The sequence below is a fragment of the Streptomyces sp. WAC06614 genome, from assembly GCF_003949795.1.
Taxonomy (GTDB): domain Bacteria; phylum Actinomycetota; class Actinomycetes; order Streptomycetales; family Streptomycetaceae; genus Streptomyces.
In genome coordinates, this window is sequence record NZ_RPRY01000172.1 from 1 (window position 1) to 15,482 (window position 15,482).

Consider the following 15,482-nt stretch of genomic DNA (forward strand, 5'->3'; position numbering starts at 1 on the left):
CCGTCACCACCTCCAAGGTCGACAGCCCCACCGCCAAGGGCGTTCCCTCGCTCCTGGTCCCGGTCGTCTCGCTCACGAAGAACAACATCAAGGACACTGTCATCAAGGACGGTGTAGACACCGTCCTTGATGACAGTGTCCTTGATGTTGTTCTTCGTGAGCGAGACGACCGGGACCAGGAGCGAGGGAACGCCCTTGGCGGTGGGGCTGTCGACCTTGGAGGTGGTGACGGCGTCCAGCTTCTCGCCCTTGGCCAGCGCGACGGCCATCTTGGCGGCGGCCTCGGCCTCGGGGGCGTACGGCTTGTAGACGCTCATGAACTGCTCGCCCGCCACGATCCGCTGCACACCGGCGAGCTCGGCGTCCTGGCCGGTGACCGGCGGCAGGGTGGACAGGCCGGCCCCCTTGAGGGCGGTGATGATGCCGCCTGCCATGCCGTCGTTGGCGGAGTAGACGCCGATGATCTTGTCCTTGCCGAGCGCGGAGATCGCGGCCGCCATGTTGGTGTTGGCGTTCTCCGGCTTCCACTCCTTGGTGTCGTACTCCTTGCCGATGTTCACCTTGCCGTCGAGGACGGAGTGGGCGCCCTTCTTGAACAGGGCGGCGTTCGGGTCGGTGACGGAACCGTTCATCATCACGATGTCGCCGTCCTTGGCCTTGTCGCCCAGGGCGTCGAGCAGGGCCTTGCCCTGGACGCGGCCGACCTCTTCGTTGTCGAAGGAGGTGTAGGCGTCGATCGGGCCCTCGGCGAGGCGGTCGTAGGCGACGACCGGGATGCCGGCGTCCTTGGCCTTCTTCACCGAGCCGGCGATGGCCTTGGAGTCCACCGCGTCCACGATCAGGACGTCCACCTTGTTGGTGATCATCGTGTCGACCTGCGCGTTCTGCGTGGTCGCGTCCTGCTTGGCGTTGGCGTAGACGACCTTGCCCTTGCCGCCGGTGAGTTCGGCGATCTTCTTCTCGATCAGCGGCTTGTCGAACTTCTCGTAGCGCGCGGTCTGGTTCTCCGGCAGGAGCAGACCGACCGTGATCGCGTCGCCCTTGGCCGCACCGGACTCGGTGGACTTCGTCCCACCGGCCTCCTTGGCGCTGCCGCAGGCGGCGAGCGAGGCGGCCATGGCGGTGGCGGCGACGGCGACGGCGGCTCTCCGCATACGCGTGTTCATTGGGTGAACCTCCCTGACGAGGCCGCAACGCTGCGGCCGAGGTGGACGTGAGTCAACCTCGGCCGCAACTTGTCGTCAAGGAGTGAATCCTTAACGAGATGACAACGGTGCCATCCGTTATCTAACTGAAGACAAGGCTGCGGGGCCGCGTTCCCCCGCGCCCCGGTCGACCAAAAGCGTCGAATCGCCCATCTCGCTCAGCACGAGGGCCAGCGCGCCCAGCACCTCGGCCCGGCTGCCCAACGCCCCCGTCACCACCGACAACTGCCGCGCGGCACTGGGGATCGCATACCTCCCCACGGATTCACGGATGGGGGCCAGCACGAGTTCACCGGCCTCGGCCAGCGAGCCGCCGAGGACGATGCGGCTGGGGTTGAGGAGGTTGCACAGACTGGCCACGCCACTGCCCACGTAGCGGCCCACGTCCGCCACCACGCGGCGGCAGCCGGGGTCACCCGAGCGGGCCAGCTCGACCACCCGTTCCATCGTCAGTTCCGGTCCGTGCGTGCTCTGCAGGAGCGGCAGCACGTACCGGGCGGCGGCGAAGGTCTCCAGGCAGCCGCGGTTGCCGCAGCGGCAGACCGGCCCCGACTCGTCCAGGGTGATGTGCCCGATCTCGCCGGCCGTGCCGCCCGGTCCGCGGTAGATCTGCCCGCGGATGACCAGGCCCGCGCCGACGCCGCTGGCGACCTTGATGTAGGCGAGGTCCTTCACGCCCCGGCCGCTGCCCCAGACCAGTTCGCCGAGTGCGCCGAGGTTGGCGTCGTTGTCGACGTGGACGGGGACGCCGAGGCGCTGCGAGAGCTCCTGGCGCGGGTTGATGCCGGCCCAGCCCGGCAGGATCGAGGTGGAGCCGAGGGTGCCGGACTCCACGTCGATCGGGCCGGGCACGCCCAGCCCGACGCCGATGACCTTCTCCCGGCCGATCCCGGTCTCCGCGATCAGCTCCTCCACCAGGGCCTCGGCTCGGTTGAAGCCGTCCACCCAGGAGGCGTCCACGTCCAGCGGCTCGGCCTCCTCGGCCAGCACCTGGTGCGCGAGGTTGCCCACGGCCACCCGCAGGTGGGTGTGGCCGAAGTCGACGCCTATGACGATGCCGGCGTCCCCGCTGAGCGAGACGCTGCGGGCCCGGCGGCCCCCCGCCGAGGTCGGGGTGACCTCCACCGTCCCGCCGTCCTTGAGCTCCCGGACGATGTTGGAGACCGTGGCCGCCGACAGTCCGGTGGTTCGGGCGATCTCCGCCTGGGTCAGCGAACCGGCGAGGCGCACCGCCCGCACGACCCGTTCGAGATTCGCGCGGTGCAGCGAGGACTGCGAACCCGGAGTCTCCACGACTCATCCACTCCTGCCCATAAGCGACGGCCGTACCGTCGCCCCCCGGCCGGAATCGCGTGCGAGACCCCGGCGTCTCCAACTTGTGAACCCTAAGTCGAGCCTTTGGCCATCCGCCCGTCAAGAGGCAGACAGGGCACGAATCGGCCACTCTCCCCCGAAAGTAGGAGAGAACTACCTGTCGTACCGTGCTACGGTCGACCCGGCGCCGGTCCTCTGCGGCCTTACGAGGCCGGACCGGGCGCTGTGCCATGACCGTGCGAGGCGAGGAGGTGTTCGGGTATGAGTCCCGATCGAAGTCCTTGCCGCGCGCTCGCCGGCTGACACGCCGACGCATCCATTTTTTCACCTTTTCCCACCCGTGCCCTGACGCGGACGCCTGACGCCACGCGTGGGGCGACGCCCGACGCGGACGCCTGACGCACCGCGTCGTCGCGCCCCGACGCCCAGGGCCGGGATCATCCATGCCGACCTGCGGGTCCGCGTGCCGTGCCGCGGCCGCCGCCCGCCGGTCCGTCACCACTCCGTGTGACGTCGCCCTCGCCTGCCGTCATGGCGTCGTGCCGTCGCTCCGCAGTTCGTCGCGCCGCCGTGCCGTCGCGCCGTCCTGCGTGGCGTCGCCGTGCCGCCGTGCCGGTCCGCGCCGGGCCGTGTCCCGCGGAGAGAGGTAGGTATCGCCATGACCATGCTCACCCCGCGCACCCCGACCCCGCTCGCACCGCCGGGCCCCGGCCGCCGCGAGCGCAAGGCGGCCGAGCTCCAGGCCCGCACCCGGGCCGTGGCCGACCGGCTCGCAGGGCTCAGCGCCGAGCCCGCCGTCCAGGTCCTCCAGGGCGTGGACGCGTCCCGGCACGGCCTCACGCACGCCGAGGCCGCGCTGCGGCTGGAGCGGCACGGGGCCAACGTCGTCGCCCAGGAGCGCACCCCCCGCTGGTTCGTCCAGCTCGCCAAGGCCTTCTGGAACCCGTTCGTCCTGGTGCTGGTCCTGCTGGCCGCGATCATGTACTGGCAGGACCCGGCCGACCCCGGTGTCGTCATCCTCTCCGTGATGGTCGGCGTCAGCGGTCTGCTGCGGTTCTGGCAGGAGTACCGCTCGGGGCGGGCCGCCGAGGCGCTGAAGAAGCTCGTCACCACCACCTGCGCGGTGCAGCGCCGGGCCGGCGGCGGAGCCTCCCCCACCACGTTCGAGGTCCCGATGGACCAGGTGGTCCCCGGCGACGTGGTCAGGCTCGCCGCCGGCGACCTGATCCCCGCCGACCTGCGGCTGCTCACCGCCAAGGACCTGATGGTCGCCCAGGCCGCCCTGACCGGCGAGTCGTTGCCGGTGGCCAAGGCCGACCTTCCCGCGCGCTCGGCGCAGGGCGGTCTCGGCGAGGACCTCGGGCAGCGGGAGACCCGCGACCCGGTGGAGGCCGGCAACCTGGTGCTGACCGGTACGTCGGTCACCTCGGGCACCGCCACCGGTGTGGTGGTGGCCACCGGCTCCGACACGTACTTCGGCTCGATGGCCGGCTCGCTCGTCGGCGAGCGCCCGCAGACCAACTTCGACCACGGCGTGCGCCGGGTCAGCTTCCTGCTGATCCGCTTCATGCTGGTGATGGTCCCGGTGGTCTTCCTCGTCAACGGTCTGACCAAGGGCGACTGGAACGAGGCGTTCCTGTTCGGTGTCGCGGTGGCCGTGGGCCTGACGCCCGAGATGCTGCCGATGGTGGTCTCCGCCAACCTGGCCCGCGGCGCGGTCGCCATGTCCCGGCGCAAGGTGGTCGTCAAGCGGCTGAACGCGATCCAGAACCTGGGCGCCATGGACGTGCTGTGCACGGACAAGACGGGCACCCTCACCGAGGACCGGATCGTGCTGGACCGCTACCTCGACGTCCACGGCGAGGACGACGACGAGGTCCTGGAGTACGGCTACCTGAACGCGCACTTCCAGACGGGCCTGCGCAACCTCATGGACCAGGCGGTCATCGACCGCGTGGACGAGGCCGAGGAGGTTGTCGTCGACGCGCGCTTCACGTTGGTCGACGAGATCCCCTTCGACTTCGCCCGGCGCCGGATGTCGGTGGTGCTGGCCCGCAACGCCCTGGTGGACCGCTCCGGCCGGGCGGAGCACGTCATGATCACCAAGGGTGCGGTCGAGGAGGTCCTGGACCTGTGCACCCACGTGGTCGACCGCGGCCGGACGGTGGAGCTGACCGGGTCCCGGCGGACCCACGCCACCTTGACGGCCCAGGCCCGCAACCGCGAGGGCCTGCGGGTCCTGGCCGTGGCCACCCGGACCCTGGACACCCCGCGCGAGAGCTACGGCGTGGCGGACGAGGAGCAGCTCACCCTGGTCGGCTTCCTCGCCTTCCTCGACCCGCCGAAGGCGGACGCGGCCGAGGCCCTGCGGGCCCTGGCCGACCACGGGGTCGCGGTGAAGGTGGTCACCGGCGACAACGAGCTGGTGGCGGCGCGGGTCTGCGCCGACGTCGGCCTGCACGTCGGGCACGTGGTGCCGGGCGCCGAGATCGACGCCCTGGACGACGCGCAGCTGCGCGAGCTGGCCGCCCGTACGACGGTCTTCGCCAAGGTCGACCCGGTGCAGAAGGCCCGGATCGTCCGCGCGCTGCAGGCCGAGGGACACGCCGTCGGCTTCCTCGGGGACGGCATCAACGACGCGGCCGCGCTGCGGGACGCCGACGTCGGCATCTCGGTGGACACGGCCGTGGACATCGCCAAGGAGTCGGCGGACATCATCCTGCTGGAGAAGGACCTGACGGTGCTGGAGCAGGGCGTGCTCCAGGGCCGGACCACCTTCGGCAACACCATCAAGTACATCAAGATGACCGCGTCGTCGAACTTCGGCAACGTCTTCTCGGTGCTGGTGGCCAGCGCGTTCCTGCCGTTCCAGCCGATGCTCGCGATCATGCTGCTGGTGCAGAACCTGGTCTACGACATCGCCCAGCTGGCCACCCCCTGGGACCGGATGGACGAGGAGTACCTGCGCAGGCCGCGGAACTGGGACGCCAAGGGCATCGGCCGGTTCATGCTGACGATCGGGCCGATCAGCTCGATCTTCGACATCGCCATGTTCGTGATCATGTGGAACGTGTTCGCCGCGAACACGGTGGGCGAGGCCTCGCTGTTCCAGACCGGCTGGTTCGTCGAGGGCCTGCTGTCGCAGACCCTGATCGTCCACATGATCCGCACCCGGAAGATCCCGTTCGTCCAGTCCCGGGCCTCCTGGCCGGTGATGGTGATGACGGTCCTGGCGGTGCTGACCGGGCTGTTCCTGCCCTTCTCTCCGCTGGCCGGGGCACTGGGCTTCACCGCCCTGCCGCTGGGCTACTTCCCGTGGCTGGTCGGGGTGCTGCTCGCCTACTGCGCGCTCACCCAGGTGGTGAAGACGTACTACATCAAGAAGTTCCACACCTGGCTCTAGGCCGGGACCGTACGCCGGAGGAGGCGGGACGATGCAGCTGATCAGCCAGTGGGAGATGGCCGGACACCTGACCGCGGCGCTCGGCTTCGGGTCGCTGATCGGCCTGGAGCGGCAGTGGCGGGCCCGGATGGCGGGCCTGCGGACCAACGCGCTGGTGGCGGGCGGGGCCGCGCTGTTCGTCCTGCTCTCCCAGTACGGGTTCCTGGGCGCGGTCGCCGAGGTGCAGTACGACGGCTCGCGGGTGGCCGCGCAGATCGTGTCCGGGATCGGCTTCCTGGGCGCGGGCGTGATCATGCGGGACGGGCTGAGCGTCCGGGGGCTGAACACGGCCGCCACGCTGTGGTGCTCGGCGGCCGTGGGCTGCCTGGCCGGGGCGGGGATGTTCCTGCTGGCCGCCTTCGGCACGGCGGGCGTGGTCGGGGCCAACCTGGTCCTGCGCCCGCTGGGCCGGCGGCTGGACCGGGAGCCCGGTGGCGGGGCCGAGGTGTCCACCGACTACCACTTCGAGGCGGTGTGCCGGGAGGACGAGGAGGCTCACATCCGCCACCGCCTGGTCGACGCCCTGGGCCGGCCCGGCTACACGCTGCGCGAGATCCGCAGCGTGGACGCCCCGGAGGCGGGCAAGGTCACGGTCTCGGCGCTGCTGACGGCCGAGGGCCGACGCGACGACCGGATGCTGGAGGAAGCCGTGAGCAACCTCTCGCTCGACCCGTCGGTGTCGGCGGTGAGCTGGTCGGCCGTACCGGCCTGATAATTGAACACGTTCAGCCCAGCTGGCACTATGGGCCACGACGCCTCCGCCGGCTGGGCGGACGCGTTCATCCCGGCGTGCCACGAGGGGGGTCTGCCGTGCAGCAGAGACGGTCCTACGCCCGGACTTGGGCGGTCGCGGTCGTGGTGGGGTGCCTGGAGGTCGCGCTCACCGCCGTGGTGGTCGTCCTCCACTCCCGGACCCGGCCGCCACCGCGGACCCCGGTCGACTGGGGGTCCGTGGCGGCCGCCCTGCTCCCCTTCGGGGCCATGGTCCTGGTGGTCGCGTGCGTCCTGGCGCTGCTCTTCGTCCTGCCGGCGGTCGCCCTCGCCGAGCTGCTGGGCCGCCTGACCGGCGGCCGCGCAGCCTGGGCGTGGGTGGTGCCGCTGGTGGCGGCCCTGGTGGCCGTGCCCCTCACCCTCTTCGCCCGGCACAACCACGTGCCGGTGGGCTCCGCCCTGGCCTTCGGGGCGGTGGCCACCGCCTCGCTGTCGCTGGGCGCCCTGATCGCCTGGCCCCGCCGGGAGGGGCTGACGCGGCAGGTGGCGGCGTGGGGCACGGGGGTGGTGGCCGGCACGGCTCTCCTCGGCGCGTTCGGGTTCGCCACCGGGGTGCTGCCCGCGTACGAGCCGCCGCGGATCGACCGGGCGGACGTGCCCGGCCGCTGGATCGACCCCACGGGCAACTCGCTGACCTTCACCGGGGACGGCCGGGTCACGGCCTTCGGTGTCGCGGTGCACGCGCCCGGGGACCGCCCCGGCGACCCCGCACCGCAGTGCTCGGGCGTCGGCACCTGGTCGTACGTGCCCGCGGGCGACGGCCGGGACCAGCGGGTCGAGGTGAGCGTCCCGGGCTGCTCCTGGCCGGCGGCGTGGGCGGTGGGCGGGACCAAGGGGGCCCTCCGGCTCGGCCAGGACGTCGGGGGCCCGGACACCGGCGGGCGCTACGAGCTGCGGAAGGTGTCCGACGGCCCGTGAACCCGACGGCACCCGCCTGAGCCGCCCGGGGCGCTACTTCAGCGTGGCCGAGGTCAGCCCCGCCTGGATCTGCCGCTGGAAGGACAGGTAGACCACCAGCATGGGGATCATCGCGATCGTGACACCCGCGAAGAGCACCGGCAGGTCGGTGGCGTAGCCCTGCTGCTGCTGGAGCTGGATCAGGCCCTGGGTGAGCAGGTAGCGCTCGGGGTCCGAGCCGGTCTGCGGCTGCATCAGCACCGTGGGGAGGATGTACTGGTTCCACTGGCCCAGGGTGTTGAAGATGGCCACGCTGATCAGGCCGGGTTTGGCCATGGGCACCATCACCTGGAAGAAGATCCGGGTGTGCGAGGCGCCGTCGATCACCGCCGCCTCGTGGACCGCCGTCGGCAGCGTGCGGAAGAACGCGTGCATGAAGAAGACGGTGAACGGCATCGAGTACGCGACGTACACCAGGATCAGGCCCTGGTAGGTGTTCAGCATGTCGAACCGCTTGACCATGAAGAACAGCGGCACCAGCGCCAGGAACACCGGGAACATGGCCCCGCTGATGAAGAAGTAGTAGACGAAGCGGTTGCCCCGGAAGGGGTAGCGGGCGAGCACGTACGCCGCCATGGAGCCGAACAGCATGGTCAGCGGGACCGAGAACGCCATCACGATCAGGGTGTTGGCGAAGTAGTCGCCGATGCCCTTGTCCCAGGCCCGGCCGAAGGCGTCGAGGTGCCAGTTCGAGGGCCAGCTCAGCGCCGATCCGCCGATCTCGGCATCGGTCTTGAAGGAGCCGAGGGCCAGCCAGAGCAGCGGCAGCACGATCAGTACCGCCCAGACGGCCAGGAAGCCGTGCGAGAAGACGTTGAGGGCGACGCCCTCGGAGCGGCCCGGCCGCCGCCGCTCGTCCCCGGTGCCGCCGCCCGGCCGCTCGGCGGCGGCCTCGCCCGGTGCCTTGATGACTGTGGTCATGGTGGTCTCCGGCTCAGAACTCGATGCGCTCGCGGCGGGTGGCGCGCAGCGTGACGAGGGAAAGGATCATGGTGAGGACGAGCATGACCACGCCCATGGCGCAGGCGTAGCCACTCTTGCCGAAGTAGAGGAAGTTCCTCATCAGGACCGTGGCCATGACCTCGCTGTGGTGGTCGGGGCCGCCGCCGAACTGGCCGGACGTCATCGTGGAGACCAGGACGAACATGTCCATCGCGGCGATGCCCAGGTAGACCGCCGCGGTCTGGACGGAGTCCCACAGCAGGGGCAGGGTGACCCGGAAGAAGGTCTGGGCCCGCCCGGCGCCGTCGAGCAGCGCGGCCTCGTAGATGTCCCGGGGGATGGACTGCATGGCCGCCGAGAACAGCACCAGGTAGAAGCCGACCCCGTGCCAGACCACGACCAGCAGCAGGCACCACAGGACGAGGTTCGGCTCGTTCAGCCATTCGACGGGCTCGGCCGCGTCGACCAGGCCCAGCCTGACCAGGACCCCGTTCAGCAGACCGCCCTGGTCGCTGCGGTAGACGGCGCCGAAGAGGACGGCGAGGATGGCGAGGGAGAGCACCTGCGGGAAGAAGTAGACGATCTTGTAGAAGCCCGAGCCCCGCACGCCCTGCACCCCGCCGGCCCCGCCGCGGCCGCCGGCGTTCACCATGAAGGCGAAGAAGAGGGCGAGCAGGATGGTGACGACCGGGACGAACACCAGGAGCAGCAGGTTGTGCCACAGGGCTCCGCGGAAGACCCCGTCCTTCACCAGGAGCGCGTAGTTGTCGAGGCCGACGAAGTCGAAGGTCGGCGACTGACCCGTCCAGTTGGTGAAGGAGTAGCCGAACGTCTGCACGTACGGCCAGATGACGAAGGTCAGGTAGAGCGCGAGCGGCACGAGGAGGAAGCCGGCGATGAAGCCGTTCCGTCCCTTGCCCTGGGCAACGTGACTCATGGTGTCCGTCCCTGGTCCCTGGGTGCGTCAGCTACGGCGGTTGTTCTTCGCGTTGGGGTCCTGCGCCGCCTTGTCCACCGCAGCCTGGGCCCGCTTGATCCACTCCTTCGGCTGAATCCGCTTGGCCATCAACTCATTGGACGCGTCCTGGAGGGCGGTGTCCATTTCGCTGTACCAATCGGGGTACAGGTAGTTGAAGGTGTTGTCGCCGGCCGCCTTGAGCGCGGCCACCGCCGACTGGGTGCCCGGTCGCAGCTTGACGCTCGGGTCCACACCGTCCTTGACCACGGTGAGGGAATTGGCCTGCTGGGCGAAGATCGTCGACCATTCGCGGGACAGCATCGAACGGATGAACTCCAGGCCGCCCGGTTTGTTCGCCGCCTGCTCGGGCACGATGAACGGCTCGCCGGCGCCGGCCCGGATGGCTTCGAAGGGCAGCTTGCTGTCGGGCAGCAGCGGCACCGGCAGGAACTGCATGTCGAAGTCGTCCGGGGTCTGCTTGAGCTGCTCGTTCTCCAGCCAGGAGCCCGAGGGGACGAACGCGGCCTTGTACTGGTTCCAGGCGGTCTGGGACTCGGTGTGCGTCAGGCCGTTGGTGCCGGGCATCAGCAGGCCCTTCTCGACGACCTCGTAGACCGCCTCGACGGCGGCGAGCGCGGCCGCGTTGCCCTCGAAGGCGTTCTTCTCCAGGTTGTCGATGGCCTTCATGGCCTCCAGACCGCCCTTCTTGGCGATCAGGTCCATGATGACGACGTTGATGTAGTACGGGTACTTGCCCTGGTGGGCCAGGCCGCCGATGCCGGCCTCCTTGGCCTTGGTGCACACCGCGAGGAACTCGTCCCAGGTCTTCGGCGGCGCCCAGCCCTTCTCCTTGAAGAGCTTGCCCGAGTACCAGAAGCCGAAGACGGTGTAGACGTAGTTGAGCGAGACGAACTTGCCGCCCTGCATGCCCTGTTCGACGGTGCCCGCGATCAGCGTGTCACGGACCTTCTTGCTCGGGTCGTCGAGCGAGGGGGCGTCGAGGACCGGGGTGAGGTCGGCGAGCTGGTTGCTCTTGAAGAGCACGTCCAGCTTGATCTTCTGGGCGCCGGAGTCGTCGACGACGTCCGGCGGGTTGCCGCCGTTGAAGCGCGTCTGGAGCTTGCCGGTGATCTCCTGGGTGCCGAGGTGGGAACTCTGGGTGCCCCACTTCTTGTCGAAGGCCGCCTCCCAGGCCTTGGCGTAGTCGTCGCCGAACCCGCCCTTGAAGACGACCACGTCCAGCTTGCCGCCCTTGGCGACGCCGAACGGGTTCTCCTTGGTGACCGGGGCCTTGTCCGGCCCCTTGGTGGTGTCGCTGCCGCCGGAGGCACAGGCGGTGAGGAAACCCGCCGACGGGACGGCGATCAGGCCGAGTGCCGCCGAGCGCTTGATCAGGTCCCGGCGGCCGAGACCGGCTCCGGTGGTGCCCTCGCCGTGGGCGGAGGTGGATCCCATGCTCAAGTCCTCGCCTTCGTCATCAGTGTGAAGGAGGCCGGAAATCACGGCAGTCGCGGACGGCAGCCGGGCCCGGAGTGGGCACAGGTATAGTCCACTCCCGCTCGGCTGAGCAAGATCGTGCACAAGGATGACCGTCGGCTTTTCCGAGTTGAGACCTCTCCGTCATCTGACCCGCCCGCCGAGAAGGCGGAAGGGCCGCACCCCCTCGCGGGGGTACGGCCCTATGGTGCCGACAGTCGGCGCCGCGCCCGATGATTCGCGCCACGCCGGGCGCGCCCCGGCTCCCGTCCGGGCGCGCCGTGCCGCGTGCTAGCCGCGGATGAGGTTGCGCAGCACGTACTGCATGATGCCGCCGTTGCGGTAGTAGTCCGCCTCACCGGGGGTGTCGATGCGGACGACCGCGTCGAACTCCACGCCGGAGTCGGTGGTGACCTTCACGGTGCGGGGGGTGGTGCCCTCGTTCAGCTCCTCCACACCGGTGATGGAGAAGGTCTCCTCGCCGGTCAGGCCCAGGGAGGCGGCCGAGGCGCCCTCCGGGAACTGCAGCGGCAGGACGCCCATGCCGATCAGGTTCGAGCGGTGGATGCGCTCGTAGGACTCGGCGATGACGGCCTTGACGCCGAGCAGCGCGGTGCCCTTGGCCGCCCAGTCGCGGGACGAGCCGGAGCCGTACTCCTTGCCCGCCAGGATGACCAGCGGGATGCCGGCGGCCTGGTAGTTCTGGGAGGCGTCGTAGATGAAGGAGACCGGGCCGCCCTCGACGGTGAAGTCGCGGGTAAAGCCGCCCTCGGTGCCCGGCGCGATCTGGTTGCGCAGGCGGATGTTGGCGAACGTACCGCGGATCATGACCTCGTGGTTGCCGCGGCGGGAGCCGTAGCTGTTGAAGTCGCGGCGCTCGACGCCGTGCTCCGTGAGGTACTTGCCGGCCGGGGTGTCGGCCTTGATGGCACCGGCCGGGGAGATGTGGTCGGTGGTGACCGAGTCGCCCAGCTTCGCCAGCACGCGGGCACCGGCGATGTCGGAGACCGGGGTGGTCTCCATGGTCATGCCCTCGAAGTACGGGGGCTTGCGGACGTACGTGGACTGCGGGTCCCACTCGAAGGTGTTGCCGGTCGGGATCGGCAGCGCCTGCCACTGGGCGTCGCCCGCGAAGACGTCCTGGTAGGACTTGGAGAACATGTCCTCGCCGATGGCGTTGGCGACGACGTCGTTGACCTCGGCCTCGGAGGGCCAGATGTCCTTGAGGAAGACCGGGTTGCCCTCGGTGTCGGTGCCGATGGCGTCCTTGGTGATGTCCACCTTCATGGAGCCCGCGATGGCGTACGCGACGACCAGCGGCGGGGAGGCCAGGTAGTTCATCTTGACGTCGGGGTTGATCCGGCCCTCGAAGTTGCGGTTGCCGGAGAGCACCGAGGTGACCGCGAGGTCGTGCTCGTTGATCGCCTTCGAGATCTCCTCGTCCAGCGGACCGGAGTTGCCGATGCAGGTGGTGCAGCCGTACCCGACGAGGTTGAAGCCCATCTTGTCGAGGTACGGGGTCAGGCCGGCCTTGTCGAAGTAGTCGGTGACGACCTTCGAGCCCGGGGCCAGGGTGGTCTTGACCCACGGCTTGCGGGCGAGACCCTTCTCGACCGCCTTCTTGGCCACGAGCGCCGCGGCGACCATGACGTAGGGGTTCGAGGTGTTGGTGCAGGAGGTGATCGCGGCGACCGTGACGGCGCCGTGGTCGATCTCGAAGGAGGTGCCGTCGGCCAGGGTGACCTGGGTCGGCTTCGAGGGGGCGCCGTTCGGGTGGTTCGCCGGGGCGTCGGAGGCCGGGAAGGACTCCTTGCCCGCCTCGTCCACGTCGTCGACGTAGTTGCGCACGTCCTGGGCGAACTGCTGCGCGGCGTTCGCCAGGACGATGCGGTCCTGCGGGCGCTTCGGGCCGGCGATGGAGGGGACGACCGTGGAGAGGTCCAGCTCCAGCTTCTCGGAGAAGTCGGGCTCGGCCTTCGGGTCCAGCCAGAGGCCCTGCTCCTTGGCGTACGCCTCGACCAGCGCGACCTGCTGCTCGGAGCGGCCGGTGAGCTTGAGGTACTTCAGGGTCTCGCCGTCGATCGGGAAGATGGCGGCGGTGGAGCCGAACTCCGGCGACATGTTGCCGATGGTGGCGCGGTTCGCGAGGGAGGTGGCGGCGACGCCCTCACCGTAGAACTCGACGAACTTGCCCACGACGCCGTGCTTGCGCAGCATCTCGGTGATGGTGAGCACCAGGTCGGTGGCGGTGGTGCCGGTGGGCAGCTCGCCGGTCAGCTTGAAGCCGACGACGCGCGGGATCAGCATGGAGACCGGCTGGCCGAGCATGGCGGCCTCGGCCTCGATGCCGCCGACGCCCCAGCCGAGGACGCCGAGGCCGTTGACCATGGTGGTGTGCGAGTCGGTGCCGACGAGGGTGTCGGGGTAGGCCTGGCCACCCCGGACCATGACCGTGCGGGCCAGGTGCTCGATGTTGACCTGGTGGACGATGCCGGTGCCGGGCGGGACGACCTTGAACTCGTCGAAGGCGGTCTGGCCCCAGCGCAGGAACTGGTAGCGCTCCTTGTTGCGGCCGTACTCCAGCTCCACGTTCTGGGTGAAGGCGTCCTTGGTGCCGAACTTGTCGGCGATGACGGAGTGGTCGATGACCAGCTCGGCCGGGGCCAGCGGGTTGATCTTGGACGGGTCGCCGCCGAGCTCCTTCACGGCCTCACGCATGGTGGCGAGGTCCACGACACAGGGCACGCCGGTGAAGTCCTGCATGATCACGCGCGCCGGCGTGAACTGGATCTCCTGGCTCGGCTGGGCCTGCGAGTCCCAGTTGCCGAGGGCCCGGATGTGGTCGGCGGTGATGTTCGCGCCGTCCTCGGTGCGGAGCAGGTTCTCCAGCAGCACCTTCAGGCTGTACGGGAGGCGCTCAGAGCCCTCGACCTTGTCCAGCCGGAAGATCTCGTACGACTCGTCGCCCACCTGCAGGGCGCTGCGGGCGTCGAAGCTGTTCGCCGACACGACAGTCTCCTTCATGCATGATTTCGCGCGTTCTACCGCATCTTGCCGCCACGCCCCTGGGCCAATCCGCTAAGGTAGGGCTAAGTTAGGTAACCCTTATCAGCGGGGGCGGCTGCGGTTCGCCTTCGGCAGATATCTCGATGTCGAGATAACTCTAGTGCATTGCCGCCCGGAGGTCATGCGCAGCCGGTGTGATCTCTCGCGACGGAGGCGTCCGCATGCCCTGGATCCGCATGCCCCGGAGCAGCAGGGCGGTCAGCCGGCGGGGGTGGACGAGGCCCGCACCAGCAGGGTCGCCGGGGTCGTGAGGCGGCCGGGTGGGGCGGGGGCCCCTCCTGCGACGCGGGCGATCAGGGCGCGGACCGCGGTCTCGGCGATGACCTCCGGATGCAGCGTCACCGTGGTCACCGGGGGGTCGGTGGTGGCGTAGGACGGGTCCTCGCTCGTGCAGACCAGCAGGAGGTCGCCGGGGACGGTCAGGCCGTGGCGGGCGGCCGCCGCCAGGGCCTGGTGGGCGCCGGGGTCGTAGAGGCAGTGGACGGCGTCGGCCGCGCCCGTCGCGAAGGCCCCGTCGAAGGCGTGGCCGGGTCCGTCGTCGGGGTCGAAGGGGAGCACCAGGGGCGGCTGCCCGCGGTCCGCGCACCAGCGGTGGTAGGCCTCGGTGACCGCGTACGTGTAGTGCTCGTCGCCGAAGCCGCCGTGCAGGGCGATCCGCCGGGCCCCGGCCGCCGCGAGGTGGTCCAGCACCTCGCGGGTGGTCACGGTGTGGTCGTCGTCGACCCAGACGTCGCCGGGGCGCGGGTCGGCCGGGCGGCCGTCGAAGACCACGGGGATGTCCCGGGCGCGCAGGGCACGCAGCACCGGATCCTTGCGCGGGCTGTCGAGCAGCAGCATCCCGTCGACCGCGAGGTCGTGCCACAGGGCCTGGGCGCCGCGTTCGGCCGGCAGGGCGATCAGGGCGTAGCCGTGGGCGTGGGCCGCGGCGGTGGCGGCGGTCAGCCAGCGCGAGAAGTAGCTGACGGCGACGAAGTTCCAGGCGGAGCCGGCGAACGTGGTGACCGCCAGGCCCAGGGTCCGGGTGCGCGGCGCGCGCGGGGAGCCGTAGCCCAGCCGGGTGGCGGTCTCGCGGACCCGGCGCCGGGTGCTCTCCGCGAGCCGGCCGGTGCCGTTGAGGGCGTGCGAGACCGTGGCGGTGGACACCTCCGCTGCGCGGGCGATGTCGGCGAGGGTCGGTCCGGGCGGCACGCGGGCCATCGTACGGATTCCGTGGGCGGGGGTGGGTTCTGGTTACGGGGTTAATCACCGAACGTTCCTGGCCACAGCCAACGATTTGGAGTGGTCATGACGTCTTCCTCGGCTTCTTCCTCCGCCTCTCCCTCCTCCGCCTCTCCCTCCTCCCCCGCTGCCT

The 15,482-nt window shown here is 70.1% G+C and carries 10 protein-coding genes; 3 read left to right on the forward strand and 7 right to left on the reverse strand.

The genetic code is table 11. The features are described from left to right. Both EF918_RS22010 and EF918_RS22015 read right to left on the reverse strand, forming a co-directional pair. A partial coding sequence (locus EF918_RS22010) for a substrate-binding domain-containing protein (protein ID WP_148141252.1) occupies positions 1 to 1,166 on the reverse strand: 1,166 nt, incomplete at its 3' end. A gap of 117 nt (positions 1,167 to 1,283) precedes the next feature. Beyond that, positions 1,284 to 2,498 (reverse strand): ROK family transcriptional regulator, encoded by a 1,215-nt coding sequence (locus EF918_RS22015; protein ID WP_125649395.1) that lies wholly within the window; start codon positions 2,496 to 2,498, stop codon positions 1,284 to 1,286. Positions 2,499 to 3,177: 679 nt separating this feature from the next. On the opposite strand from EF918_RS22015, the gene mgtA reads away from it, so the two are divergent. The 3 genes from mgtA (at position 3,178) to EF918_RS22030 (ending at position 7,650) form a co-directional block, all read left to right on the forward strand. Further along, positions 3,178 to 5,922 (forward strand): magnesium-translocating P-type ATPase, encoded by a 2,745-nt coding sequence (gene mgtA, locus EF918_RS22020; RefSeq protein ID WP_125649398.1) that lies wholly within the window; start codon positions 3,178 to 3,180, stop codon positions 5,920 to 5,922. Between the two features lie 31 nt (positions 5,923 to 5,953). Beyond that, positions 5,954 to 6,673, forward strand: a complete 720-nt coding sequence (locus tag EF918_RS22025) for an MgtC/SapB family protein (RefSeq protein ID WP_185921855.1) — start codon at positions 5,954 to 5,956, stop codon at positions 6,671 to 6,673. Between the two features lie 98 nt (positions 6,674 to 6,771). Then, on the forward strand, positions 6,772 to 7,650 hold the full coding sequence (locus EF918_RS22030) for a hypothetical protein (protein WP_125649401.1): 879 nt from the start codon (positions 6,772 to 6,774) through the stop codon (positions 7,648 to 7,650). Between the two features lie 33 nt (positions 7,651 to 7,683). Here the strand turns inward: EF918_RS22030 and EF918_RS22035 are convergent, their stop codons facing one another. From EF918_RS22035 to EF918_RS22055, 5 genes are all read right to left on the reverse strand, one after another. Then, positions 7,684 to 8,610: a carbohydrate ABC transporter permease gene (locus EF918_RS22035; RefSeq protein WP_125649404.1), complete on the reverse strand. Its 927-nt coding sequence runs from the start codon at positions 8,608 to 8,610 to the stop codon at positions 7,684 to 7,686. Between the two features lie 13 nt (positions 8,611 to 8,623). Further along, on the reverse strand, positions 8,624 to 9,568 hold the full coding sequence (locus EF918_RS22040; protein ID WP_125649408.1) for a carbohydrate ABC transporter permease: 945 nt from the start codon (positions 9,566 to 9,568) through the stop codon (positions 8,624 to 8,626). 27 nt (positions 9,569 to 9,595) lie between these two features. Next, positions 9,596 to 11,044: an N-acetylglucosamine/diacetylchitobiose ABC transporter substrate-binding protein gene (gene ngcE / locus EF918_RS22045; RefSeq protein WP_125649411.1), complete on the reverse strand. Its 1,449-nt coding sequence runs from the start codon at positions 11,042 to 11,044 to the stop codon at positions 9,596 to 9,598. Between the two features lie 312 nt (positions 11,045 to 11,356). Further along, positions 11,357 to 14,074 carry an aconitate hydratase AcnA gene (gene acnA, locus EF918_RS22050; RefSeq protein WP_125649415.1) on the reverse strand — a complete coding sequence of 906 codons (2,718 nt, stop codon included), beginning with the start codon at positions 14,072 to 14,074 and terminating at the stop codon, positions 11,357 to 11,359. A gap of 255 nt (positions 14,075 to 14,329) precedes the next feature. After that, a complete protein-coding gene (locus tag EF918_RS22055) occupies positions 14,330 to 15,328 on the reverse strand; it encodes a LacI family DNA-binding transcriptional regulator (protein ID WP_125649418.1) in 999 nt (332 codons plus the stop codon). Between the last annotated feature and the right edge of the window lie 154 nt (positions 15,329 to 15,482).